Annotated in this window: 24 protein-coding genes and 1 pseudogene; 15 read left to right on the forward strand and 10 right to left on the reverse strand. The window is 35.2% G+C overall.

Features of this window, described 5'->3' with window-relative positions:
- Window positions 1-185: 185 nt before the first annotated feature.
- The 5 genes from A9G45_RS07120 (at window position 186) to rpmE (ending at window position 4087) form a co-directional block, all read left to right on the forward strand.
- Window positions 186-647, forward strand: coding sequence for a DUF721 domain-containing protein (locus tag A9G45_RS07120; protein ID WP_065567632.1), 462 nt, complete (start codon window positions 186-188; stop codon window positions 645-647).
- Window positions 648-709: 62 nt separating this feature from the next.
- Window positions 710-1114 (forward strand): YhcB family protein, encoded by a 405-nt coding sequence (locus A9G45_RS07125; RefSeq protein WP_065567633.1) that lies wholly within the window; start codon window positions 710-712, stop codon window positions 1112-1114.
- 80 nt (window positions 1115-1194) lie between these two features.
- Window positions 1195-2568 (forward strand): Do family serine endopeptidase, encoded by a 1374-nt coding sequence (locus A9G45_RS07130; protein WP_065567634.1) that lies wholly within the window; start codon window positions 1195-1197, stop codon window positions 2566-2568.
- A gap of 110 nt (window positions 2569-2678) precedes the next feature.
- Window positions 2679-3731: an outer membrane-stress sensor serine endopeptidase DegS gene (degS, locus tag A9G45_RS07135; RefSeq protein ID WP_065567635.1), complete on the forward strand. Its 1053-nt coding sequence runs from the start codon at window positions 2679-2681 to the stop codon at window positions 3729-3731.
- A 140-nt stretch (window positions 3732-3871) separates the two neighbouring features.
- The gene (gene rpmE, locus A9G45_RS07140) at window positions 3872-4087 is read left to right on the forward strand and encodes a 50S ribosomal protein L31 (protein WP_065567636.1); all 216 of its coding nucleotides are present in this window, start codon (window positions 3872-3874) and stop codon (window positions 4085-4087) included.
- Window positions 4088-4181: 94 nt separating this feature from the next.
- On the opposite strand, the gene metJ is transcribed toward rpmE, so the two are convergent.
- On the reverse strand, window positions 4182-4499 hold the full coding sequence (gene metJ / locus A9G45_RS07145; RefSeq protein ID WP_065567637.1) for a met regulon transcriptional regulator MetJ: 318 nt from the start codon (window positions 4497-4499) through the stop codon (window positions 4182-4184).
- A gap of 177 nt (window positions 4500-4676) precedes the next feature.
- Here metJ and metB point away from each other — a divergent pair, with 177 nt between their 5' ends.
- Window positions 4677-5843: a cystathionine gamma-synthase gene (gene metB, locus A9G45_RS07150; RefSeq protein WP_065567638.1), complete on the forward strand. Its 1167-nt coding sequence runs from the start codon at window positions 4677-4679 to the stop codon at window positions 5841-5843.
- 61 nt (window positions 5844-5904) lie between these two features.
- Here metB and citX read toward each other — a convergent pair whose 3' ends face one another.
- From citX to A9G45_RS07185, 7 genes and pseudogenes are all read right to left on the reverse strand, one after another.
- Window positions 5905-6471, reverse strand: coding sequence for a citrate lyase holo-[acyl-carrier protein] synthase (gene citX / locus A9G45_RS07155; protein ID WP_065567778.1), 567 nt, complete (start codon window positions 6469-6471; stop codon window positions 5905-5907).
- A gap of 96 nt (window positions 6472-6567) precedes the next feature.
- Window positions 6568-8097: a citrate lyase subunit alpha gene (citF, locus tag A9G45_RS07160; RefSeq protein ID WP_065572386.1), complete on the reverse strand. Its 1530-nt coding sequence runs from the start codon at window positions 8095-8097 to the stop codon at window positions 6568-6570.
- A gap of 12 nt (window positions 8098-8109) precedes the next feature.
- Window positions 8110-8997 (reverse strand): citrate (pro-3S)-lyase subunit beta, encoded by an 888-nt coding sequence (gene citE / locus A9G45_RS07165; RefSeq protein WP_065567640.1) that lies wholly within the window; start codon window positions 8995-8997, stop codon window positions 8110-8112.
- Window positions 8994-9284 carry a citrate lyase acyl carrier protein gene (gene citD, locus A9G45_RS07170; RefSeq protein ID WP_065567641.1) on the reverse strand — a complete coding sequence of 97 codons (291 nt, stop codon included), beginning with the start codon at window positions 9282-9284 and terminating at the stop codon, window positions 8994-8996. Before citD ends, citE begins: the two co-directional genes overlap by 4 nt.
- A gap of 21 nt (window positions 9285-9305) precedes the next feature.
- Complete coding sequence (gene citC / locus A9G45_RS07175) at window positions 9306-10340, reverse strand: [citrate (pro-3S)-lyase] ligase (RefSeq protein ID WP_065567642.1); 1035 nt, start codon at window positions 10338-10340, stop codon at window positions 9306-9308.
- A gap of 4 nt (window positions 10341-10344) precedes the next feature.
- Window positions 10345-11190 (reverse strand): fumarylacetoacetate hydrolase family protein, encoded by an 846-nt coding sequence (locus A9G45_RS07180; protein WP_065567643.1) that lies wholly within the window; start codon window positions 11188-11190, stop codon window positions 10345-10347.
- Between the two features lie 95 nt (window positions 11191-11285).
- Window positions 11286-12578 (reverse strand): annotated as a pseudogene (locus A9G45_RS07185) (2-hydroxycarboxylate transporter family protein); the annotation flags it as partial.
- A 275-nt stretch (window positions 12579-12853) separates the two neighbouring features.
- Here A9G45_RS07185 and A9G45_RS07190 point away from each other — a divergent pair.
- The 9 genes from A9G45_RS07190 (at window position 12854) to A9G45_RS07230 (ending at window position 21906) form a co-directional block, all read left to right on the forward strand.
- A complete protein-coding gene (locus tag A9G45_RS07190) occupies window positions 12854-14443 on the forward strand; it encodes an ATP-binding protein (RefSeq protein ID WP_065567644.1) in 1590 nt (529 codons plus the stop codon).
- A 14-nt stretch (window positions 14444-14457) separates the two neighbouring features.
- Window positions 14458-15159, forward strand: coding sequence for a response regulator (locus A9G45_RS07195; protein ID WP_065567645.1), 702 nt, complete (start codon window positions 14458-14460; stop codon window positions 15157-15159).
- 165 nt (window positions 15160-15324) lie between these two features.
- Window positions 15325-16296: a glutathione S-transferase family protein gene (locus tag A9G45_RS07200; RefSeq protein ID WP_065567646.1), complete on the forward strand. Its 972-nt coding sequence runs from the start codon at window positions 15325-15327 to the stop codon at window positions 16294-16296.
- Window positions 16297-16315: 19 nt separating this feature from the next.
- Window positions 16316-17056: an amino acid ABC transporter permease gene (locus tag A9G45_RS07205; protein WP_065567647.1), complete on the forward strand. Its 741-nt coding sequence runs from the start codon at window positions 16316-16318 to the stop codon at window positions 17054-17056.
- Window positions 17053-17811, forward strand: a complete 759-nt coding sequence (locus A9G45_RS07210; protein WP_065567648.1) for an amino acid ABC transporter ATP-binding protein — start codon at window positions 17053-17055, stop codon at window positions 17809-17811. The genes A9G45_RS07205 and A9G45_RS07210 overlap by 4 nt, the downstream gene beginning before the upstream one ends.
- Before the next feature lie 14 nt (window positions 17812-17825).
- Window positions 17826-18251, forward strand: a complete 426-nt coding sequence (locus A9G45_RS07215) for a GNAT family N-acetyltransferase (RefSeq protein ID WP_065567649.1) — start codon at window positions 17826-17828, stop codon at window positions 18249-18251.
- A gap of 66 nt (window positions 18252-18317) precedes the next feature.
- Window positions 18318-19154, forward strand: coding sequence for a transporter substrate-binding domain-containing protein (locus A9G45_RS07220; protein ID WP_065567650.1), 837 nt, complete (start codon window positions 18318-18320; stop codon window positions 19152-19154).
- A 749-nt stretch (window positions 19155-19903) separates the two neighbouring features.
- Complete coding sequence (locus A9G45_RS07225) at window positions 19904-20767, forward strand: RNA ligase family protein (protein ID WP_176700696.1); 864 nt, start codon at window positions 19904-19906, stop codon at window positions 20765-20767.
- A complete protein-coding gene (locus A9G45_RS07230) occupies window positions 20764-21906 on the forward strand; it encodes an AAA family ATPase (RefSeq protein WP_065567651.1) in 1143 nt (380 codons plus the stop codon). Before A9G45_RS07225 ends, A9G45_RS07230 begins: the two co-directional genes overlap by 4 nt.
- A 161-nt stretch (window positions 21907-22067) precedes the next feature.
- Here the strand turns inward: A9G45_RS07230 and citG are convergent, their stop codons facing one another.
- The gene (citG, locus tag A9G45_RS07235; RefSeq protein WP_065567652.1) at window positions 22068-22961 is read right to left on the reverse strand and encodes a triphosphoribosyl-dephospho-CoA synthase CitG; all 894 of its coding nucleotides are present in this window, start codon (window positions 22959-22961) and stop codon (window positions 22068-22070) included.
- A gap of 220 nt (window positions 22962-23181) precedes the next feature.
- On the reverse strand, window positions 23182-26157 hold the full coding sequence (locus A9G45_RS14990; protein WP_065567653.1) for a DNA translocase FtsK 4TM domain-containing protein: 2976 nt from the start codon (window positions 26155-26157) through the stop codon (window positions 23182-23184).
- Between the last annotated feature and the right edge of the window lie 27 nt (window positions 26158-26184).

A 26184-nucleotide genomic window follows, 5' to 3' on the forward strand; every position in this document is an offset into this window, starting at 1 on the left:
TTTTATCTATTATTTATAATTACTAATTATTGTTTTCTTTTTCGTAAAGTTATGCAGAAACTGTAAATAAATTATTTTCAATAAGACTTTTGATTATAAATAAGGTAAATTATTAGGCTAATTCTTTTTTTGGTTTTTAGAAGAAATTTATTTTTATTGATTGAGAAAAGAGAGGATGCCAAGATATGCGTTTTAACCAACCAGAAAGATTAACGTCAATTTTGACAAAAACCTCTTGTTTGTCTAAGATTCAAGATAGAACTAATGCATTAAGAACTTTGGATAAGGCTATCAACGATTTATTGCCATCACCATTGAATCAACAATGCAAAGTTGCTAATTATCGGAATGGAGTGTTGATTTTAGAAGTAAGTTCAGCTGGTTGGTTGACGAGATTGAAGTATGAACAAAGTAATTTAATATCGAGCATACGAACAAGTATCTTACCTTCTTTATCTTCTATCCAATATCAGATTAATCCGAATATTTCTGTAAAATTGGCGGAGTGTAATTTTCAGAAATCTAAATCGTCTTTCGCTTCGAGTGTAATAACGCCCGCAAGTGCAAAGCTTTTATATGCATTAGCTGAAAATGCCCCAGAAAAGCTAAAAAAACAATTGATAAAACTTGCCAACCATGCAAAATAAGTGCTGGCAATTGATTTTCAATTTTATAAAATTATATATATTAAAAATACAGGGAGTGAATTATGGATAGAGATATGCTGACTTATCTTATAATTGGATTAGTAATCGGCTTTATTATTGGTTTTATTTTTATAAGCGTCATTAGCCCTAAAGCTCGTAAATATGCCAAAGTAAAACAAGAGTTAGATCAAACAAAAGATGAATTAATAGCACAAAAACAAATGATTGCTAAACATTTTTCTCATAGTGCAGAAATATTGGATAATATGGCTAAAGATTTTCGCCGTCTTTATCAACATATGGCTGAAAGCTCTGGTCAATTTATTGATAGTGATAACGTTGCATCTTTGGATTTTGATTCTAGCTCTAATCCCGATGAAACAAAAGAAATTACGCTTGATAAGCAACCTAGAGACTATTCGGATAATTCTTCTGGTTTATTTAAAACAGATGAAAATAAATCTTAACAATTATAGTTTAATACGCCGTTAACCAATGGCAAAGCATTTTTATAGAGATTAATTTTTGTAAAAGCGAGAGTTATAAGATGATTAATTCATTAAAAGATCGAAAAAAATTGCTAAGTATTTTAGCTTTAAGTTTAGGACTAAGTTTATCTACGCTTCCGAATGCTTATGCTTCTTTTCCTTCTATGACAACTGAGAACAGTGCTCAGCTTCCCAGTTTAGCACCTATGCTAGAAACGGTATTGCCTTCCGTTGTTAGTATTAAAGTTGAAGGCACTACTCAAATGCAAAATAATATGCCTGAGGAATTTAGACGATTTTTTGGTTATCCTGATAGTCAATCAAGATCTTTTACAGGGTTAGGATCAGGTGTGATTATTGATGCTGAAAAAGGTTATGTTGTTACCAATAATCATGTTATTGATGGTGCCGATAAAATTACGGTTGCTCTAAATGATGGGCATGAATTTAAAGCGAAATTAATCGGCAAAGATCCACAAAGTGATATTGCATTACTTAAAATCGACGATGCAAAAAAATTAACGGCAATTAAATTGGCGGATTCGGATAATTTGCGTGTTGGCGATTATGCTGTTGCGATTGGTAATCCATTTGGCATTGGTCAAACGGTTACTTCGGGGATCATTTCTGCTTTGGCTCGTAGTGGGCTTAATATGAATGGTTTCGAAAATTTTATCCAAACAGATGCTTCAATTAACCAAGGGAACTCTGGAGGCGCACTTATCAATTTAAATGGTGAGCTTGTTGGTATTAATACAGCGATTATTGCACCAAACGGTGGGAATATAGGTATCGGGTTTGCTATTCCTAGTAATATGGTGAAAAGCTTAACTTCGCAACTTATTGAGTTTGGTGAAGTTAAACGTGGCGTGTTAGGAATCAAAGGGAATGAGCTAACATCAGATATAGCAAAAGCATTTGATGTTGATGTTCAAAAGGGCGCTTTTGTTAGTGAGGTGATAGAAAACTCAGCTGCGCAGGCTGCAGGAATTAAATCTGGCGATATCATTATTTCGATGGACAGTAAACCTATTGATAGTTTTGCTCAATTACGTGCAAAGATTGCAACAACAGGCGCAGGGCGAACTGTAACATTAGGCTTAATTCGAGATGGTAAAAAAATGTCTGTTGAGGTAAAACTCAAAAACAGTGATGAGGCAGTAACCGAAGCAAAATCACTTCATACAGCTCTTGATGGTGCAACACTTAGTAATGGGGAAATTAAAGGGCAAAAAGGCGTTTTAATAGAAAAACTCATTAAGAACTCGCCAGCATCTCGACTTAGCTTGCAAGAAGGTGATCTTATTACTGGGGTTAATAAAGAAAGAGTAACTAATATTGCAGATCTTCGCAAAATTATTGATAGTAGCCCATCTGTAATTGCATTGAATATTATTCGTGGCAATAGCCGCTTATATTTGATTTTACGGTAATTATTTTGCTTTATTTCATCGATGTTTAGACATCGATGAAAACATCATTTTAACCCTTATATAGATGTGTTAAAATTCTAACCATTGTTCCCTCTATCATTCTGATTCCAATGCTCAAGAAAATTCTATGGTCAATATTAATTGGAACTATTTTCGCTATTATCTTATTAATTGTTTTTCCTACGTTACGAAATGGAAATCAAGTAAATTTTTCAGGATCAATTTTTAGCGATGGTCCACTAAGCTATTCTAGAGCTGTCAACGTTGCTGCTCCAGCAGTCGTTAACATTTACAGTCGTTCGATTAATTCTGTTTCCCAAACGTCTCAAGATAGCCCAATTACTCCGCTTGGCTCTGGGGTAATTATGAGTAAACAGGGATATATTATTACTAATTATCACGTTGTTGAGGATGCAGAACAAATTATTGTTGCACTACAAGATGGACGAATTTTCGAGGCTTTATCAGTAGGCTCTGATAAGCTTGTTGATATTGCTGTATTAAAAATAGATGCCTCTAATATTCCAACTATACTCATTAATCCCCAGCGTGAGCCCAAAATTGGAGATGTTGTGTTAGCTATAGGCAATCCTTACAATATAGGGCAAACAATAACACAAGGTATTATTAGTGCTACAGGTCGTGATGGGTTAAGTCCGTATAGAAGACAGAATTTTATACAAACTGACGCATCAATTAATCATGGTAATTCTGGAGGAGCGCTAGTTAATACCAAAGGTGAATTAATGGGAATTAATACCCTCACCTTTGCAAAAAACCTAGGTAATGATATTCCTGAGGGTATTGGATTTGCAATTCCAGCTTCTTTAGCTGTAAAGATCATGAATAAATTGATTCAGGATGGCAAAATTATTCGAGGTTATATAGGTATTGATGGATTAGAATTTGCTCCAACGCAAAACCCAAGTGAGATACCAATAGTATTAGGTATTTTAGTTACCAATACAGAAGGTCCTTCGTTACAAGCAGGTGTTCTGGCTAATGATATCTTAATTATGGTAAATAATAAGCCAGTTAAATCTATTGTGGAAACAATGGATCAAATCGCTGAGTTGAAACCAGGAACGATTGTCCCCATTATAGTTTTGCGAAATGGTGAAAAAATTGAACTGCAAGTCACAATTGGCCAGCTATCAGTCTGATTGTTTTTTTATGGCTTGATTATAACAGCCATTGGTCGTATAATTCGCAACCTTATCATGTTTTTTAACACTTGTGTGGTGTATAAATTTTGCTTTATAGCCATTTATATAGCGACACAAACAGACTACAGAGGTTTATTATGAAAGAAGGTATCCATCCAGAATATACTGCAATTAGCGCAACTTGCTCTTGTGGTAATGTTATTAAAACTCATTCGACTATTGGTCATGATATTCATCTTGACGTATGTGGTGAGTGCCACCCATTCTATACTGGTAAACAACGTGATGTTGCAACTGGCGGTCGTGTAGATAAATTCAAGCAACGTTTTGCTATGGTTGGCGGTAAAAAATAATTTTTAACGCTTAGTAAATAAAAGGCGCATAATGCGCCTTTTGTTGTTTTTGAATATTGATTATTTTAAGTATTGTTGATTATTTAGTCAGCACTTACTCATCAAGTAAGTTAGGATCAATACCTAAATCTCGCATCATTTTCTGAGCTTGTTCAGGAATACCGTCTTCACGATCTTTTTGTAAATCATTATCGCAAGGTAATGGTTGACCAGTATAAGCATGAAGAAAAGCTTCACATAATAATTCGCTATTTGTTGCATGACGTAAATTATTAACTTGTCGGCGAGTGCGCTCATCAGTCAATATTTTTAATACTTTTAACGGAATCGACACTGTGATTTTTTTTACTTGCTCGCTTTTTTTGCCATGCTCTGCATAGGGGCTGATATACTCGCCATTCCATTCCATAATATTTTCACCAAATTACATCATAAATAATGTGGGTAATTTTAACGTTTTTTTGATTTTGCTGCAATCTACACACCAAGATAGTTAGACGTCTAGACATGTTGACGTCTTTTTGTAATGTGTTATTCTTATACAATCTATTCTTGAGCTAAACAAAGTACTATTTAGAGGAAGGTTATTATGGCTAATCAATTTAACAAATTAAGCCAAGGAACCATTGCTGTTCGTGGTGGACTCAATACTGATGAGCAATATGGCAGTGTTGTACCAGTTATCACTCCATCTACTTGTTATCGTTATGAAGAATTTGCTAAGCCAAGAGAGTTTGACTATGCAAGAAAAGCAAATCCAAGCCGCCGCTTAGTCGAGCAAACAGTTGCAAAATTAGAAGGTGGTGTAGATGCTATTTTAACTAACTGCGGTATGTCTGCCATCCACCTTATTAGTGTTGCCTTGTTAGCACCAAACGATGTAGTTGTTGCTCCTCATGATTGTTATGGTGGCAGCTATCGGCTTTTTAATAGTTTAAGCCAAAAAGGCTACTTTAAAGTAAAATTCGTTGATCAATCTGATCCTGCCGCATTGCAAGAAACATTGAGTTTACATCCTAAATTAGTATTAATTGAAACACCAAGCAACCCCTTGCTCCGAGTTGTAGATATTAAAGAAATTGCGCAGCAAGCACATAACGTTGGCGCTTTGGTTTTAGTCGATAATACCTTTATGACGCCTATTTTGCAAAAACCATTAGAACTTGGTGCTGATATTGTTACCCATTCTTGTACCAAATTTTTAAACGGGCATTCGGATTTACTTGCTGGCATTTTAGTTTTTAAAGATCAACAACTCGCTACAGAAGTATTATGGTGGGCAAACAATATTGGTACACTTACTTCATCATTTGATAGTTATCTATTATTGCGTGGATTACGGACCCTTGCTGCTAGAGTAGCAGTACAGCAGGATAACGCCCAAAAAGTTGTAGATTTTTTAGTTAATCACCCTAAAATAGCAAAAGTTTACCATCCATCGTTATCTTCAAACCTTGGGCATGATATAGCTAAAAAGCAACAAAAAGGTTTTGGTTCTTTGCTAAGTTTTGAATTAGCTGGCGATGATGATGTAATGCCGAAATTTTTAAAGGCACTTAATATTTTTACCTTAGCTCAATCGCTCGGCGGTGTTGAAAGCCTTGTATGCCATCCTGCAACTATGACACATTCAGGGATTAGTGCTGAAGCACGAAAAACAGCAGGTATATCAGATCAATTATTGCGAATTTCCGTTGGTTTGGAAGATATTGCTGACTTACTGAAAGATTTACAGCAAGCGCTTGAGAACATTTAATTTAAGTCTAAAATATGAATAAGGTTGATGGCTATCGTTGTTATATGATTTCATCAACCCTTTATTTATGACTTGTTTTTGCGTACTCTATATTTTTTCTGAAATTTTCAATCTTTTCTTCAATTACCTTAAAAATTTCGCTAGCAGAATGCCGTTTAGCTCGAGCACATACTTTTGCTACTTCATGACAAACTAAACATTGCCTTGGTTGATCTTCAAATTGCGAACGTGAAAGACTTTTTTTTGTAATAGGGTCAATAACATCAATATCCCACAAACGCCCTAATGGGTGATTATCTTCAATATCCATACAATATTGTTTGAGCATATTAGCTGAACACTTTATAGCCATAATAGCCTCTGAACCAGTTTTATGATGATAATGCTGTTCATTTATTATCAGGATACCATTTTGTAAAAAGCAGCGATGGAGAGCCTTAATTGCTTCATCAAAAAGATAACGTGCGCCACTACTGTTTTTTATAGTACCAGGAATGACTAAGCTTAACGATATGATGGGTTGTTCATAACATGTTATCGCCTGTTTTTGATTTTTTACACGCTGTTCCTTGGCTAATAACATTTGTTCAAGGCTAATTGGTGTACCATCAGAAAATTTAATCAACATTTTTTTCATTGAATAAAAAGTAATATAGAATAGAAATTAGTATAGCCTGATACTTTTACATATCAGGCTATGGTCATATTGGCAGGTTAGCGAAAATTAATCTTTAACTTCACGAACGACATCAATAACAGAGCCATCGCGGAAATGGACAATACCAACGATTTTATCTTTGAATTCAATTGGTTTTGGTTCTCCAGTTAAAGAAACAGCGCGTTGATAGAGCTCTTCAATACTCATGACTGGTAAATTTGCTGCTTTTAAACGCTCTGCAATTTCAGGACGAGCAGGATTAACAGCTATACCATGGTCAGTAACAAGAACATCGACACTCTCCCCTGGCGTTACAACTGTTGTTACTTTTTTAATCACAGTAGGGATACGACTACGAATTAATGGTGCAACAATAATTGTTAAGTTTGCACCAGCAGCTGTGTCACAGTGACCACCTGACGCACCACGCATAACACCATCAGAACCAGTTAAAACATTAACATTAAAATCGAGGTCAATTTCTAGCGCACTTAGAATCACAATATCTAACTCGTCGACGCTAGCCCCTTTAGATGCCGGGTTTGCATAAACATTAGTTGATACTTCAATATGATCTTTATTACGCCCTAAAGATTGCCCAGCAGCGCCATCAAAGCTCTGCGTATCTAATAAACGTTTAACCAATCCTTTTTCATGCAAATCAACAATGCTTGCTGTAATACCACCTAATGCAAACGATGCAGTAATGTTTTGTGCGCGCATACGGTTCTCAAGGAAACGAGTGGCAGCAGTTGAAGAGGCACCTGAACCTGTTTGAATTGAAAAGCCATCTTTGAAATACCCAGAATGTTCAATAACATCTGCGGCATAACGAGCAATCATTAACTCTCGAGGGTTACTTGTAATTCGTGCGGCACCTACGCTAATTTTTGTTGGATCACCGACTTCATCCACTTTAACGATATAGTCGACTTGATCCTGACGAATGCTTGCTGGATGATTAGGATACCCAACAATATCTTCAGTCAATAAAACCACTTTTTTAGCAAATTGTGCATCAACCATCGCATAACCAAGAGCACCACATTGTGATTTGCCTGATACACCATTAGCATTACCTTGCTCATCCGCTGTCGATACAGCTAAAAAGGCGAGAACAATTTTAATTTCACCGTTTGGGATAAGTTTTACCCGCCCGCCATGAGAATGGATATGGACAGGATTTTCCATTAAACCATGAGAAATCGCATCGGCTAATTTACCGCGTAAACCAGAGGTATAAATTTTAGTAACCACACCTGATTCTATATGAGGAATCAGTGCAGCATTACAGCTTAATAGTGAGCTTGATGCTAATGTTAAATTTTTAATCCCTAATTTGCTAATAGTTTCAACTACTTTGTTGATAACTTTATCGCCTTCACGAAATGCATGATGGAAAGAAATAGTCATACCATCACGTAATTCACATTTTTTGATTGCTTGTTCAATAGAGTCGCACAATTTACGCGTATATTTAGACTCATCTTTTAAATATGGAGTCGTGGCATTAGCGTCAATAAATGGCGTGATATTCTTGAGATCAGGATGCTGTTTAAGCAAATCATCAATTTTTTTATTTATGGAAGTAGTCATTTTTCAATCCTATCAAATTTCTTTACGTACACCAGAATACTTGGCTAGCTCAATAACTTTTCTAGCACGAGCAATAATCGGTGCATCAATCATTTTGCCGTTTAGAGAGATAACGCCAAGACCTTTTCTTTCACCTTCTTCTGCTGCTTCAACCACTTTTTGGGCGTGTTCAACTTCAGCCGCTGTTGGTGCATATGCGTTATGTAGTAACTCAATTTGTCTTGGATTAATCAGTGATTTACCGTTATAACCTAATTTTTTAATTAAGCTGACTTCTTTTAAGAAACCTTCATCATCATTAACATTAGAATAAACCACATCAAAAGCATCAATTTTGGCTACACGCGCTGCATGTAGTACTGCACAACGAGCATAGAATAACTCTGTGCCATCACCTCGCTCAGTTTGCATATCAACAAGATAATCAAATGCTGCTAACGCAATACCAATTAAACGTGGAGAAGCTTTAGCAATAGAAACAGCATTAACTACACCTTGTGCCGATTCAATTGCAGCCATTAATTTGGTGCTACCAACTTCACGTCCACACTCTTTTTCGATTCTTTCAACGTGCGCTTCTAACTCATGGATATCTTCGGCACAGTTAGTCATTGGTAAGCGCACAACGTCAACGCCAGCTCTTACTACTGCCTCAAGGTCTTTTAAGCCAAATGGAGTATCAAGTGCATTGATTCGAACTACTGTTTCAATTCCGTGTTCTTTATACACAGGAAGCAGTAATGTTTGGGCAACTAATAAACGAGCTGAATCTTTTTCTTTAATTGAAACGGCGTCTTCAAGATCAAACATAATTGAATCAGGTTTATAAACAAACGAAGTCGACAACATGGCAGCGTTTGCACCTGGAAGAAATAGCATACTTCGACGTAATTTTTTCATAGTAATTTACTCCAATCTAAGTTTTCTTCTTCTGCGCCACGTAATACCGCACATTGAATTCTTGCTTTAATAGCACAATCCAGTGCACCTTTATCATCGATAATGATTAAACCATCAGTGACATTAAGCTCATTTAAAGTTTGTTCAACAACCGCGCGGATTTGATCGCCAAATTGTTTATTAACATCACTATTAATGACAATTTCGATCCCCGTGTTTGGCATGACTTTGACTAACAAATCGCTAGATTCAAGAGTCCCTGCCATGGCTTCTTTTTGTATTTTCATTTTGCTACCTTTTAAAATGTATTAAATTTTAAATTTATCCAAATTAGCTGAAAGGTAATCCCATGTTGTCGATGGAACTAACTTTTTTACCTGTTCATATTGCTCAGATGCCAATAATTCTCTCACGACTGAGGCAGATATGATAGTATCGCCTTCAGTTATTCGCTGAACTTCAACAACAGTAATAGCAGGGCAATTACTAATCGTTTTATCTTCTAACCAATAACACATCGCTTCATTATAAGCTTTGGTGACTTCATCATAGGGTTCAGTTCCAACAAATCGATAGTTAATATTAAGCGTTGGAGCAATATAATTTCGGAATATAAGTAAATCGATGCCCATATAAGCTCGATCAATTTTTGCCTTATCTTTTAGAAAGTAAGTTGGGAATGTTGCTCTTGATATAATATAAGGTGAGCTTGCATGCACAGTAACATTTTTTATTTGTTGAGTGCCATCTTTAACTAACTTTAAGCGTGTATCAAATGAAAATAATGAAGCATTTTCATTGACGACAAAAACATGCAACCAATCACATTGGCTTGCTGCATATTGGATAAGATATTGATGCCCTTTAGTAAAAGGGTTGGCATTCATTACAATACTACCAATTTTTTTCCCTGCTTTTTGTTGTGCATTTAGCTTTTTACAATACTGCTTAATTCCAACAGGATTGTTTTCCATTAGAACAACTAGCCCTGTAATTTCAACAATAGGGTAAAAACCACATCCTTTAAAAAAATCTATATTTTCAGGCTTGGTATATAAAAAAAGGTGAAAATAGCCATTTTCATTGGCATATTTTATTGTGTAATCCATTAAAGTTAGATTTAGTTGATTGCCACGGTAATCTGGATCAATAGCAACACATTTTATAATATCACGATCAATACCAGCACAAGCTATAATTTTAGCGCTAATTTTCGCTACAACAAAAAGAGTAACTTGTGGATCTAGCTTGAGATCAGATCGCAGTAATAACTGCTCAATTTCTTGATAATCTTGCTCTGACTTAGAAATATCAATAACCGTGTAATCAACCAAATCGTACATGAGTTTACCTTTTTTCAGCTACTACATAATTGGTTAAACGACCAATACCCGTGATTTCAACTTCTATTTTATCACCATCTTGCATAAATACAGGTGGATTGCGTTTTTTACCAACACCACCTGGTGAGCCAGTAAGAATCACATCTCCCGGAGATAAATGGGTAAAAGTACTAATATAAGAAATTAATTCAGGTACAGTATGCACAAGATTCTTAATTGAATCATGTTGCATTTCTTTCCCATTTAAATAGGTGGTTAAAGAAAGCGCTTTTGGATCTGGAATCTCATCGCGCGTTGTAATGCATGGGCCAAATGCACCAGTATTTGGCCAGTTCTTACCTGCGGTAAACCAGGTATATTGCCAATCACGAATAGAACCATCCATATAACAACTATAACCAGCTACATAAGATAACGCATCTTCTTGTTTAATGCGAAAACCAGTTTTACCAATAATAATAGCTAATTCGCCTTCATAATCCAATTCATTAGTAATGGCTGGTTTAATAATGTTGGTTTTATGACCGGTTTGTGAATCTGGAAAACGAACAAAAAGCGTAGGAGCAGAGCTGGTTTCATTAAATTCTGCACGTTTTTCAGCATAATTCATACCAACACATAAAATTTTGTTTGGGTTTGGAATAACAGGTAAATAAGTAATGTCTTGCTCTTCAATGTCACTTGGGGCATCTAGGTAGGTTTTGGCAATAGATAGCCCTTCCTCATCAGCAAGTAGCGATTTTAAGTCAACGTATTTATCGCCCAATTTTTCTTTTAAATCAATAATGCCATTTTGAGTGAGAAGACCAAAACTTGCTCTACCAGAGACAAGATAACTGACAAGCTTCATGAAAACTCCTTAAAAGCTGTTGGTGTTGATAGTAAATATGAAATAAAAATAAACAACCTTAGTATAAACCAAGGCTGTTCGTTAATATGTAAATTCTATACTAAGAAATTGCCGAGAATGAGTAATGATACAGATACATTGATTGCACCACCAATACGAGTTGCAATTTGTGCAAATGGCATAAGTTCCATACGTTCTGCAGCTGTTAAGATTGCCACATCACCTGTTCCACCTTGACCACTTTGGCAACATGAGATAACTGCTGCATCAACTGGGTACATACCAAGTTTTTTAGCAACAAAGAAACCAGTGGTAACTAGGCTAACTACAGTACAAACAATAACAATTAAGTTTGTAATAGTGAAAGCTGCAACAATTTTATCCCATGGTGTAATTGCCACACCTACCGCAAATAAAATTGGATAGGTAACTGAGGTTTGGAAAAATTTGTAAACAACTTGTGAACCACTTAATACTTTAGGCGAAACACCAGAAATTAGTTTAACAAAAACTGCAGCAAATAACATTCCTACTGGTGCTGGAATACCCGTTACTTTATGCCCAATCATACCAACCATATAAAGAATAGCGGCTAACAATACACCTGAAGCAAAGGTTGTTACATCAATAATAGATTCAGTTTTAGCAGCTTTTTTATCCATAACTTCATCATCTGCAGATGCAGGCAATAATCGACCGTTACCTGTTAAGTGTGGATAAACTTTACCGATGCGATTTAAAATGCCACCACAGATAATACCCGTTAAACCACCTAACATAACAATTGGTAATACGCGCCCAAGTGCTTCACCTTGCTCCATACCTAAAATTGATGCATATCCAATTGAAAGTGGGATCGCCCCCTCACCAACACCACCAGCCATAATAGGTAATACTAAGAAGAAGAATGTTTCAAATGGCGTTAAACCAAGTAAATAACCAACACCAACACCAACAATCATACCAACAATTTCACCACAAACCATTGGACCGAAGATTTTTAAGAAGCCTTGAATAAGGGTTTTCTTATCCATATTCATAATGCTGCCCACAATGATACAACAAATATATAAATACAGAATATGCGTATCTTTATAGAATTTTGTTGTAGCTTCAACAACTGGTTTAGGAAGAATACCATAATAAACTAATGCTGATGGAATAAAGGTTGCACAAATTGCTGCAGCACCCATTTTCCCAATGATAGGTAAACGTTTACCGATTTCACCACATAAAAAACCAAAAAAAGCACAAGTCACTACCATGACAACAATTTCACTAGGCAGTTTACCCGTTACTAATACTTCACTAAAGATAAGGATGCCTGCAATAATAAATAATGGTAATGGAATGACACCAATTTTATAATTGTCCATTAGGCGCCACCAATTATATGGCCAACCGGTTAGCCTTTCTTCAAAGGGCTTACTCGTTGATTCTTTTTGATTACGTTTATTTTCAAGTGACTTGAAATCCGCCATTTATTTTTTTCTCCAAAATGATTTTACTTATTCAAATTCAATAAGCATATCTTTACAAAAAATTAATAAAATTTTTGTGATGTAAATCATAAATTAACTGTGGTTTTTATGGTTTTAACGGCTATATGTTTTTTAATGCTATGTTAGAATTATTTTAATTTAATTTGAGAAGTAAATGTAAAATGCGAAAAAAAATTCAGTTATCGTTTACAACAAAGCTTTTTTTATCGCTGCTGTTTTTTTCGTTGATTGTGCTTGCGTTATTACAGAGCTATATTTGGAATACGATAGAAACTAATTTATATCGTAGCCTAGGCGAAAAAGCTCAAATCCAAGCAAAAGAGCTATCTGTTTTACCAAGTTTAATCCAATATGTCAAAGATAAAGATACATCAAAAATAGCCGACCTCATCGTAGATATATTTGAACAAAGTGATGCTAGCTATATTGTTATTGGTGATGCAAAAGCTAATCGTCTATTCCATACGGCTAATAGCCCTTTACACTCGCCTATGATTGGTGGCGATAACAAAGAGGTTCTTAATGGTAATAGTAGCATCACAATTAGTGAGGGTTCTCTTGGTTTAGCATTAAGAGGTAAAGCGCCGATCGTTGATAACGGTAAAATTATAGGTATTGTTTCAGTCGGTTATATGATTGATGATATTAATGCACTGCATATACAACAAGTTATACCATTTATTATTTGTTGTTCATTATTGTTTTTAGCGTTATTTATTTTTTCTTATTTTTTTTCAAAAGCAATAAAACAACAGATGTTTAATTTAGAGCCTAAAGCAATTGCATTACTGGTAAAAAGCCAAAAATCGATTATGGAATCTATTTTTGAAGGTGTTATTGCAATCGATCTGAGTTATAACATTATCAATATTAATCAATCAGCTCGCACTATGTTGAATATTAAAATAAGTGATGATGAGCTACATAAACATAATTTAAGCGAGTTTATTCAATCAACCGATTTTATTTTTAGAAATGAAAGTCAAACAGAAGACATACACGATCATATTTGTTACTTCAATAATATTATCGTGATTGCAAACAAAGTTCGCGTGGTGATCGATAATAAAATTCAAGGTTGGGTTATTACTTTCCGTAACTTTGACGATATTAATACATTAAGTATGCAATTAACACAAGTGAAGCAGTATGTTGATAATTTACGTGCATTAAGGCATGAGCATCTTAATTGGTTGGCAACGTTATCAGGTTTAATTTATATGAAACGGTATGAAGAAGCTCAATCTTTTATTGCATTACACTCTGCAGATAATCAAAGTAATCTAGATTTTATTACGGAACATTTTAAGGTTCCAGCTGTATGTGGTTTATTAATCGGTAAATATTCAAAAGCGCATGAGCTAGGCTTAAATTTAATATTTGATCCTGCCTGCCAATTAAGTGAATTGCCCTTACTTATGGCTGAAACAGAATTTATGTCAATTTTAGGTAACTTGCTTGATAATGCTTTTAATGCGAGTTTGAAAAATGATCTTGGAGATAAAACAATTTATTTATATCTTAGTGATGCAACAGACGAAATTGTATTAGAAGTGACTGATCAAGGTTGTGGTGTTGATAAAAGTATTCGTAATTCAATTTTTGAACCCGGTGTCACATCACAAGAGGGTAAAGAACATGGTATTGGTTTACACCTTGTTTCAACTTACATAAAAAAGGCCAATGGTTATATTACATTTGAAGATAATATCCCCTATGGAACCATTTTTTCTGTATTTATCCCTAAATAATAAAAGGTAATTATATGAACGAGTTTCAAGAAGATATCATTAAAGTGCTTATTATCGAAGATGAGCCAATACTAGCTGAGTTAAATGCAGAATTTATTCAAAAAGATACAAGAGTTAAAGTCATAGGTATCGCTTCCAATCTAGAAGAAGCTAAAATCATGGTTGAAAGACTCAAACCAACATTGATTTTACTGGATAATTATTTGCCTGATGGAAAAGGAATTGAATTATTTGAATATATTATTAATAATCATTTAGATTGTTATGTAATTTTTATTACAGCAGCAAGTGATATGGAAACGTGTAGTAAAGCCATTCGTTACGGTGCTTTTGATTATTTGATTAAACCAGTTTCTTACCAACGTTTAAAACATTCACTTGAACGTTTTGAACTCTTTTTGTATCGACAAAGCCTACAAAAACATGTCAACCAACGAAAAATTGATGAGCTTTTCAATTTACAAACAAAAGACTTTGTGAACATGAATCGACACTCAAAAGGTATTGAAGAAATCACTTTACAGAAAGTGAAAGACATTTTTATGCAGACCGATAGCGTACTAACCGTTGATGAAATAGTTGAAAAAGCCAATATTAGTAAAACAACAGCCAGACGATACTTAGAGTATTGTGTTCAAATAAAATTATTAACGGTCGAGCTTAATCACGGCAAAATTGGCCGCCCTGAAAGGCTATATAAACGTTTAGGAAAATAGTTAACCTAATTAAGGCAATTTTTATACCGTAACTTATCTTCTATATAATTGATAATTATATAAATATGCTTATTTGTTATTTTATCTGCGAAATATTTGATGTTAGATTGAACTAAGTTGTCAGATAGTTGCATTTTGCAGTACCAAATAATAAGAGGTAAGCATATGTCTTTAGCTATAGAAAAAATTGCTACTAATGAAAATAATGAGATTGACAAAAATGGGGCATTTGTTCGCCAAGCAAACCGCTTTGACACACCATTTGGCGATAAACCCGGACAGTTACCTGTTGAAGCTGGTCGTTACCGTTTAATTTGGGCCGCGATATGCCCTTGGGCACATCGCTCAATGATTGCTATCAAATTATTGGGATTAGACAATGTCATCAGTGTAGGTAAAGTAAACCCAATTAGAACGAATAAGGGCTGGGAATTTTCACTGGATGCTGGCGGTGTTGATCCTGTGCTTGGTATCCGCTATTTACCTGAAATCTATGCTTCAACCGATCCACTATATGAAGAAAGAGCAACAGTGCCAACGGTGGTTGATATTAAGACAGGCAAAGTTGTCAATAATGATTATTTTAAGCTTACTTATTATTGGGAAACAGCATTTAAATCTTTTCATAAAACTGGCGCTCCAGACCTTTATCCTGAAAAATTACGTGCTGATATTGACGCACTAAATGATGTAATATTTCATGAAGTGAATAATGGTGTGTATAAAGCGGGTTTTGCACGCACGCAAAAAGCCTATGAAGATGCATATCATCTTGTCTTTAATCAATTAGATAAATTGGAACAGCGTTTGAGCCAATCACGTTACCTATTTGGTGATCAAATTACGGATTCTGATATTCGCCTTTATGTTACTTTGGCTCGATTTGATGTTGCCTACTATTGCGCTTTTAAAACCAATCGTAATCGGATTATCGACTATCCTAACTTATGGGCCTATGCTCGAGATCTTTATCAAATACCTGCTTTTGGCGAAACAACGGATTTTCAGGCAATCAAAAAAGGCTACTTTTTAGGAGATAGCGCGCATAATCCCTATGACATTTTGCCTTTGGGGCCTGATGTCAATAATTGGCATACACCACACAACAGGGACAAACAGATTAGTTCAAGTCAATAATTTTAATGGGATAATTATAATGCCAAATATATTGGATGTCGGATTGATTTTTACCCAAATTCCAACGTTACTTGCTTACTTGCCTGTAACACTTTTTATTACCTTTTTCTCGATGCTACTTGGCATCATTCTAGGGTTAATGATTGCTATCGTCAAAATGAATAAAATACCAATATTATCACCGATAGCGACGGTTTTTGTCTCTTTTATCAGAGGCACGCCATTATTGGTGCAACTCTATTTAAGTTTTTATGGCATCCCCATTCTATTACGTTATATCAATTATTTTTATGGCACTGATTATAATATCAATGGCATACCCCCAATGCTTTTTGTATTAATTGCATTTTCTTTCAACGAGGCGGCTTATAATTCAGAAACAATACGTGCGGCATTGCAGTCTGTTAATAAAGGACAGATTGAAGCAGCCCAATCATTAGGCATGACCTATAGTCAGTTGTTACGTCGAATTGTCATTCCTGAAGCTTTTATTGTGGCATTGCCCAATTTAGGTAACGCAATGATTGGTTTGTTAAAAGGTACATCGTTAGCGTTTGTCTGCTCAGTCACAGAAATGACTGGCAGAGGCAAAACCTTAGCAGGGCATAGTTACCGTTATTTTGAAGTTTATATTTCATTGGCATTAATTTATTGGGTCTTAACCATCATCATTGAACTAATTGTCAAATATTTGGAAAAGCGCTTAACCATTTCTGATTGTGCGAACACCCCAAGTTATCGCCGAGGAAAATTATTATGATTAGTGTGCAAAATTTAACCTTGTCTTTTCATCATAATCTTATATTAAATCACCTTAATTTTCACATTCACCCTGCTGAAATTGTGGCGATTATTGGGGCTTCTGGTGCGGGTAAGTCAACGCTTTTGAGATGTTTAAATTTATTAGAAAAGCCAAAGCAAGGTAAGATTCGCATTGATAATTTTCAACTTGATGTGAGTTGTATAAAAAGACATGAAATTGTTACATTTCGCCAACAATCGGCAATGGTATTTCAACAATTCAATCTATTTCAACAAAAAAATGCCTTAGAAAATGTGATGGAAGGGCTAATTGTTGTCAAAAAATACTCAAAGGATAAAGCACAACAGATAGCACACGAAAAACTAGTGCAAGTAGGACTCGGCGAACGAATCTATCACTATCCCAAACAATTATCTGGTGGGCAACAGCAACGAGTTGCCATTGCTCGAGCATTAGCTATGGAGCCAAAAGTCTTATTACTTGATGAGCCAACCTCAGCGCTTGATCCCGAGTTAGTGGGTGAAGTATTAGCAACAATAAAAATAGCTGCTAAATCAGGCGTTACTATGATTTTAGTTTCTCATGAAATGAGTTTTGTGCATGATATTGCAACTAGAGTGCTATTTTTAGATAAAGGCAAAATCATTGAAGATGGTTCACCACAGCAGATATTTGCAAATCCGACGCAACAAAGAACAAAAGATTTTTTAGCGAGATATTATTCAACAGGGCAAATTGATTACGAAATTTAATAAATGGAGCATGAATGAAAATTGTTATTCAACAACATTGTGAAGATATTAATTGGCAAGATGTTGCTGATTTGCTGACTTTTTATGGATTAAGCTCATTTGACGCAAAGACACAAGAACAGGTGTTTCGAAATAGTTATGCTGTGGTATTTTTACTGGAAAAAGATCGAGTTGTTGGCGTAGGGCGTGCATTATCTGATGGTATTTGCCAAGCTGCAATATATAACATTGCATTGGTAAAACGCCTCCATGGGCAACAATATGGAAGGCTGATTGTTGATAAACTCGTTGAGCGAGTACAACACTGTAATATCATCCTTTATACTCACCCACAAACTGTCGAGTTTTATAAAAATTTAGGTTTTGATTTAATGAAAACGGGCATGGCTCGTTATCAACCCGAGCACCTAACTGAAATGAAGAATATGGGGTTTATTTAAAATATAGTTAAAAAACCACTCAAAATAAGCGAAACATTGATCCAAACCAAAGAGAGGTATTGCATTATGAACGGCAAAAAATGGTATTTTTTTCTAATATTAGGTGCTTTGTTTTTAACGAGTTGCGACAATCAAAATAAAGGCACTAAAACTATAGGCTCTAAAACTACAGGGAAAGAAAAAATTGTTATTGCAACGTCTGGGTCACCTAGTCCTTTTTCTACAGTAGATGGACAAGGCGAGTTAATGGGATATGACATTGATGTTGCAAAAGCAATATTTGCACAGTTACCGCAATATGAGGTTCGTTTTGAAATTACTGAATTTCCATCAATTTTAGCTGGGCTTGACTCACAACGTTATCACGTGGGCGCTAATAATTTCGCCATGAATGAAAAACGGAAAGAAAAGTATTTTTATTCTGCCCCTATTTTTCAAAACCAATACGCCATTGCGGTGGCAAAAAACAATAATGATATAAAACAATTTAGTGATCTTAATGGAAAATCGACAGAAGTTTATCCAGGCCTTAACTATGCAACCGCATTAGAGTTATATAATCAACAGTACCCTAATAACCCCGTCAAAATTACCTATAGTGAAGCGGATTTATTGCCTGTGCTACAGCATGTTGAAACAGGGCAATATGATTTTCAATTAATCGATAAAGTGATGCTATCACAATTAATTAATGAACATAATCTTAACTTGAAAACAATAGAATTAAGTAACGATGATGCCGATCGAATTGCCTTACCATACAGCTATTTATTAATCAGCAAAGGGAATAAAGGCGAACAGTTAACTAAAGATATTAATGATGGCATAAAAAAGATTATCAGTAATGGTGAATTAACGAAAATAAGTGTTCACTATTTTGGCGCTGATTATTCACCTAAATAAGCAATTTTCTATTCTTTTTAATTGATTTTTTATGGTAACCGCTATGCGAAATACAAAACTACCTGAAAGTTTTTGATAAGTATTTTTTGCAAAAGCTTTCAAGTTTTTTTACCCAATGTGTTATTGGGAAAACCTTTGGTTATCCGCTCAAATTTTGCCGAGAGATAAAATAGGCATAAGGTATTATACAACCGAAACTGCTCAATTACGGTAGATCAAACTATCTCTGATAAAATTGGGAGGATTTCTGTAATAATATTGATTAAGAATAAACAATCAAAGAAGAGCTAATACAGCGTAAAACTTAGTTTCGAACCAGCAAAGCTAGCGAGCTAAGCGCTTTTCAATAGCACAATGCTAACAACAAAAATCATTCAGAAAAGTCATTGATTTTATTGAATTTTTCATTTCACTAAAATTTACTTTATATCTATTTTAAGTGAAAAATCGTAACAAACAGTTTGTTTATTAACAATAATTTTCTAGTTTATTATTAGCGTACATAACGATTTATTATAATGACGCTTGACAATTAGTCTGTAACCGCTGATAATTGCGCCGTTTTTTAACCTTATATTTTAATTTTAGTGAGGTGGCAAAATGCCTGTAGTTAACACTTTATCTTAATGCCGACACGGTATTCTCTATTATATTGTCTTTTGCTAGGTATTACCTAAGCGCTTTTATTGCAATTCAATCTATAGATTTTTTGCCTTGTCGGTTTTCCCTTATTTTTTGGAGAAAACGTGATGACAATGGAATCTTATATTCAAAATTTAGAATTAATTAAATACCCACGAACACCACACCTAGAAGGCTCTCGCTTACAATTTGGTGATAGTGAACATGGACAACGCCCTTATAATCAATTAGTTGGTCAACATATCGTTGTTGAAGAAAAGTTAGATGGCGCTAATTGTGCTATTAGCTTTTCAGCCAGCGGAGAACTATTGCTGCAATCTAGAGGGCATTATTTAATGGGGGGGTCACGAGAACGCCAGTTTAATCTATTAAGGCGCTGGGCTTGCGTGCATGAATATTGGCTATTAGAACGATTAGAAGATCGCTATATTCTTTATGGTGAATGGCTACATAAAAAACATGCAATTTTTTATGACGCACTGCCTCATTATTTTTGCGAGTTTGATATTTGGGATAGGCAACAAAACTGTTTTTTATCTACGATAAAACGGCATCAATTACTAGCAGATGGTCCTGTTTTATCGGTGCCAGTTTTATTTGCAGGATCGGCACCAGCTAAATTAAGTGAATTATTGAATTTGGTTAAGGAATCTTTGGCTAAAACAGCTAATTGGCGAACTTGTTTTGAAAAAATTATAACTCGCGAAAAACTTGATTTAACCAAAGCATGGCAGCAATGTGATAATTCTGATTTTATGGAAGGATTATATCTAAAAATCGAATCGGAAGAACAAACAGTTGATCGTCTTAAATGGGTTAGACACGATTTTGTGCAAGCGATTTTAGATGCAGGGCAACACCATTCTGAACAACCGTTTATTCCTAATCAACTAGCCAACGGTGTTGAACTTTATACACCACAATTAACCGTGAATTGGAACAGCAGATTGATAAATGGAGGAAAGGTATGAATTATCCAGCATTAAAACAGCAAATAACACACACCATAGCAATGGATGATTTTAGCCCATGGTTAAGCTGTATTCCTGAATTAAACCGTTTGTTAACTACACCTCAAGATGCTATGTACCATGGTGAAGGGAATGTATGGATTCACACTCAAATGGTTATCCGAGCATTATTGGGGCAGAGTGAATTTGCTAATGCAACAGAAGATGAACAATTTGTGTTGTTTATGACAGCCTTATTGCATGATATAGCTAAGCCTGAAACGACTATAATTGATAAAATCACAGGTAAAATTACCCAACCTCGGCACTCAAAAAAAGGTGAGATTTATAGTCGCATATTATTATGGCGAATGGGCGTACCGTTTGATTTAAGAGAGCAAATTTGCCGAATCATTAGCGTACATCAAGTCCCTTTTTTTGCTTTAAATGAAGAGCGAAAAAATAGAACACCTGAATATTTAATTCATCATTTATCGTGGCAGCTACCTATTTGGATGTTATGTCTACAAGCTAAAGCGGATATGCAAGGTCGCATTTGTGCCGATAAAAAAAGAGCACTTGATGAAGTTGAGCTATTTAAACAGTTGGCACTTGAAGAAGGGTGTTTATATCACCCTCGCCAATTTGTGGATGATTATACTCGGGTTCAATATTTTCGGGGAAGTAATGTCTTACCTGATTATGCGTTATATCCCCAAAAAGGATCGGAAGTAATTATGCTAGCAGGTTTACCTGCTTCAGGTAAAAATAGTTGGGTAAGCAAACATTATCCAACATGGCCTGTTGCGTCTTATGATGATGCCAGATCTGAACTAAAACTGAAGCATGGCGAAAATGAAGGGCAGGTTATACAGTTTGTCTTAGCCAAGGTAAAACAGTGGTTAAGAGTAAAACAACCTTTTATTTGGAATGCGACCCATTTATCGCAAGAAATGCGACAAAAAGCGCTCGATTTACTCTACGCTTATCATGCCAACGTGAAAATTGTATATATTGAACAACCAGAAAAAGAGTTATATCGCCGAAATGCTGCGCGTGATACGACTTTGCCCAATAAAACCATTCAGCGGTTATTAAATAAATGGGAGGTTCCGCTACCAACCGAAGCACATAAGGTAAGCTATGTAATTAACCAATAATTGCATAATATCTTATAAGGTAAATTGGGGCTGATATCAAAGCCCCAAAATTGCTTAAATAGCTGTTTACTTAAATAGTTGTTAGCTTCAATAGTTGTGTACAATATTAAATACCTTTATTTTAATACCCATAAATAAAGGTTATTTCTTATTGGTTTATCTTATTTGTTATACTCAGACAAAAACCAAGTAATAGCAATTAAATCCGCCGAACCGCCAGGACTTAAATTACGTTTAATGAATTCGGTATCAAGTTGATATAATTTTTTTCGACCGTCAGAATGAATAATACCACCTTGATCAATAAGATTTTTCGCCTCTTGCTGGACAAAATACAATCCGTCTAATCCTCCTCTTGAAACGACATTAGTATCTTGATTAAAAGCAAGCAAGTACAACATGGCTTGTAGCAAGCAAGTTTCTTCATCATAGCCACTGTTTTGCATTTTTTGAAAAATCGGAAGAGAGATATTTCTAACTATTGCGTAGCCTGATTCAGCTTCCCCTCTTGCACCAGTCAGATTGTGGCGTTTAAATAACCTCTCGCCTACAGAATTTGCTTGTATATTTTGCTTTAGCTCGCTTTGAACAATACCTTGGCAAATTGCTGAGACCTCATCGCAAATACTTTGCGTGTTGACTGGTAATCCTAGTTGTTCTAATTTGCCAATAGCCCCCATTAATAGCCCAAAGGCAAATATACCGCCCTTATGTGTATTGACTTGATTAGTTGCTCGAAACATGGCTTGTTCACACTCAATGCCAATTGGTCTAATGCCTGCTAAAAAATGTTGATTATCATAGTTGGCGGAATTTTTACCGTACTTATAAAAACGCTCAAACCAAATACAAATAGCTTTAATACTTTGGACAAAGGTTTGAAAATCCATATCACGATGTGCACCGCTATTATTCATATCAACCAATCCAGGTTTAGGCGATAAGCAAATTTCTTTTATTAATGCTTTGGTTGCTAATTGTGCAGGTAAACATCGATTAGGATCATTATTAAGTTTTAATTCTAATAATGCGATTTGCTGTGAATAATCACTCATTATTGATCGGTACCTATTAAAGTGTTTTTGAAGTATGATACGAGTTTTTGATAATAATAATTAATATTATCAATATGATAGTTGAGTATTTTTTACTATTTATTCACACGATAGTTATTATCCTCAATTTATTTAGCTACAATATAGCAATAACGTTATATTGATGTTTTGTGAAAGCGCTAATTCATTGATAAAAATAAATTAGCATCTTAAATAAAGATCAATATTCACTGGTTTTAACTGCTAATACTTCTCGATTACCGTTATGCGCTGGAGCACTAATAATGCCTTCAATCTCCATTTGCTCAACAATTCTTGCTGCTCGATTATAACCAATTCTGAATTTTCGTTGCACGCTAGATATAGAGGCTCGGCGAGTTTCGATAACAAATTCGACCACTTGGTCAAAAATAGGGTCGAGTTCTTCATCGATACTCTCTGAATTATTGCCATCGTTATCACTACTTGAAACGGTTACATTTTCAATATATTTTGGTGCACCTCGTGCCTTCCAGTCTTGAACTACAGCATGAACTTCTTCATCACGGACGAAGGCTCCATGTACTCGTATTGGAATTGAGCTATTAGGGGCTAAATAAAGCATATCTCCCATACCAAGCAGCGATTCCGCACCCATTTGATCTAAGATCGTTCGAGAGTCGATCTTGCTTGATACCGTAAATGCAATACGTGTAGGGATATTAGCTTTAATTAAACCAGTAATCACATCAACCGACGGGCGTTGTGTCGCTAAGACAAGATGGATACCCGCCGCTCTGGCTTTTTGTGCAAGCCTTGCGATTAACTCTTCTACCTTTTTACCCACTGCCATGATAAGGTCGGCAAACTCATCAACCATCACGACAATATAGGGTAATTTATCGAGTGTTGGCATATTAAGATCCATACTATCGGTTGGCTTCCAAAGAGGATCAGGAATTGGTCTACCCATTTCATCAGCTTGTTTAATTTTTTCATTGTAACCAGCAATATTTCGCACTCCTAACGCTGACATTAGACGATAACGACGTTCCATTTCGTTTACACACCAATTAAGTGCATTGGTAGCGTCTTTCATGTCAGTAACGACTTGAGTTAATAAGTGTGGTATTCCTTCATAAATAGAGAGCTCAAGCATTTTGGGATCGATCATAATAAACCGCACATCTTCAGGTTGCGATTTATATAAAATACTTAAAATCATTGCATTAACACCAACTGATTTACCCGAACCAGTAGTACCGGCAACTAATAAGTGCGGCATCTTAGCTAAATCAGCAACCACTGATTGCCCAGAGATATCTTTACCTAATACGATTGTTAATGGTGATTGAGCATCTTTGAATTGAGGACTGTCTAATACTTCCCTAAAATAAACTGTTTGACGATTCTTATTGGGTAATTCAATGCCAACATACGGTTTGCCTGGAATAACTTCAACTACACGAACCGATGGCATGGATAATGATCGTGCTAAGTCACGATCTAGTGTTGAAATCCTAGCAGCTTTAATGCCTGGTGCAAGCTCAATTTCGAAACGAGTAATCACAGGCCCAGGCATATAATCAACAACTTTGGCTTTTACTCGGTAATCAGACAAACTTTTTTCAATCAATTCTGACATAGCGTTTAAGGCCACATGATCCACCTCAATTCTTGCCGTTGGAGGCGCTGTTAATAAGTTTAGCGAAGGTAGTGGCGTAGTTGGTTTTGGCAATGGTTTATCATTACGTCTCAATAATGGATGAATTAAACTAGCCTCATCATTTTCTGAGGAATGATAATCTTGATCATCTTGAGCTATCTCTTCAGGATAAATATCATCAATGATTGGATTCGCTTTTTTTAATGCTTCAGTATCAACATATTCAAGTTGTTCTACTTCTAATTTTACGCCTGTTTGCGTTTCAGTTTTTTCATCTGCTATCTCTTGTATGGTAGCTGTGTTTATAATAGCCTCAGGCTCTTGCATCAATGGCTGCTCAGTTTCAATGGTTTTCATTATTGAAATATCTAGAGCGGGTTCAAATGAACCCTTTTCATTATTGAATTTAATTTCATGTTTATTGTCTACCGAAGTAAATAAAGGTTTACTTGGTGCATCTGATATTGTGTACTTATCTGATTGTTCAAATGATAGTTTTTCTTCAGATTTTTGCGTTTGGATCACCTGCTTTATTTGCGCCATTGAAGAAGATAAAGCCTGTTCTTGATCTGGAGTTGCTTTATCTCCATTTATGTTTTGAATAATTGATTCAAGACGAGACAAAATTTCCTCTGGGTCGAGTTCTTTCCTAGGTGGATTATCAACGGCTTGGGGTGTTGTTACCTGTGATAATTGCAAAGAATCTTTGGTTTTAATTAATTCTTCGGTCGTTTTGATTAAAATCTTTTCATTTTCATCAGCTGAAATAAGAGTATTTGATGCCTGCTCTTGAGGTATTTCATTATTAACAGAATAACTTGGTGAAATAATTTCGGTGTTATCACCTTTGTTATCACAAGGTATTGTAAATTGAGGTTCTTTTGTTACATCATCAGATCGTATAATATTTTTTTCTTGTTTTAACGCAGTCTGTTCAATGTTATTTGTTGTACAAGCCTTGATTAACCATCTAATAGGTAACAGTAAAATCATGACAAAAGCACCTAATTTTTCCATTAGATTCAACCACGAAAATCCAGTTAATAATGTTATACAGGCTAAGCAAGTTCCAAGAAGAGTTAATGATAAAGTTAAGTTATTTATAATGGGTAGAAGGCTTTCAATGACTATTGCCCCAAGATAACCACCTGCTTCAAATTGTTCTGCATCACGAATATTTAAAGCAAAAAAACCCGTCGAACTGAAGATAAATGCCAAAACACCAATAATTCTAAATGAAAGGCTAAAATAATTAATGGGATCATTGGCATGTTTATAAAAATGAACTATGAGTTGTAAACAAATAAAAATAGTAATAAAAGGGATGCTATAAGCGATAAACCCTAAAAATTGGAAAAAAATGTCGCTGGCATATGCGCCAAGATAACCGCCAAAATTGCTAATAGGATAGTGCCAAGCAGTACGAGACCAGCCAGGGTCAGCGGGATCGTAAGTAAACAGAGATAAAAATAAACAAACAGATAAACCTAGTATTGCAAGCAAAATGAATTGAGTAATAATCTGCTTTCTTGTCATTTTGGGCTTTTTCAAACAAGTACCTAAAAAACTATCGCTATT

Source organism: Gilliamella sp. HK2, from assembly GCF_001690265.1.
GTDB lineage: Bacteria > Pseudomonadota > Gammaproteobacteria > Enterobacterales > Orbaceae > Gilliamella > Gilliamella apicola_C.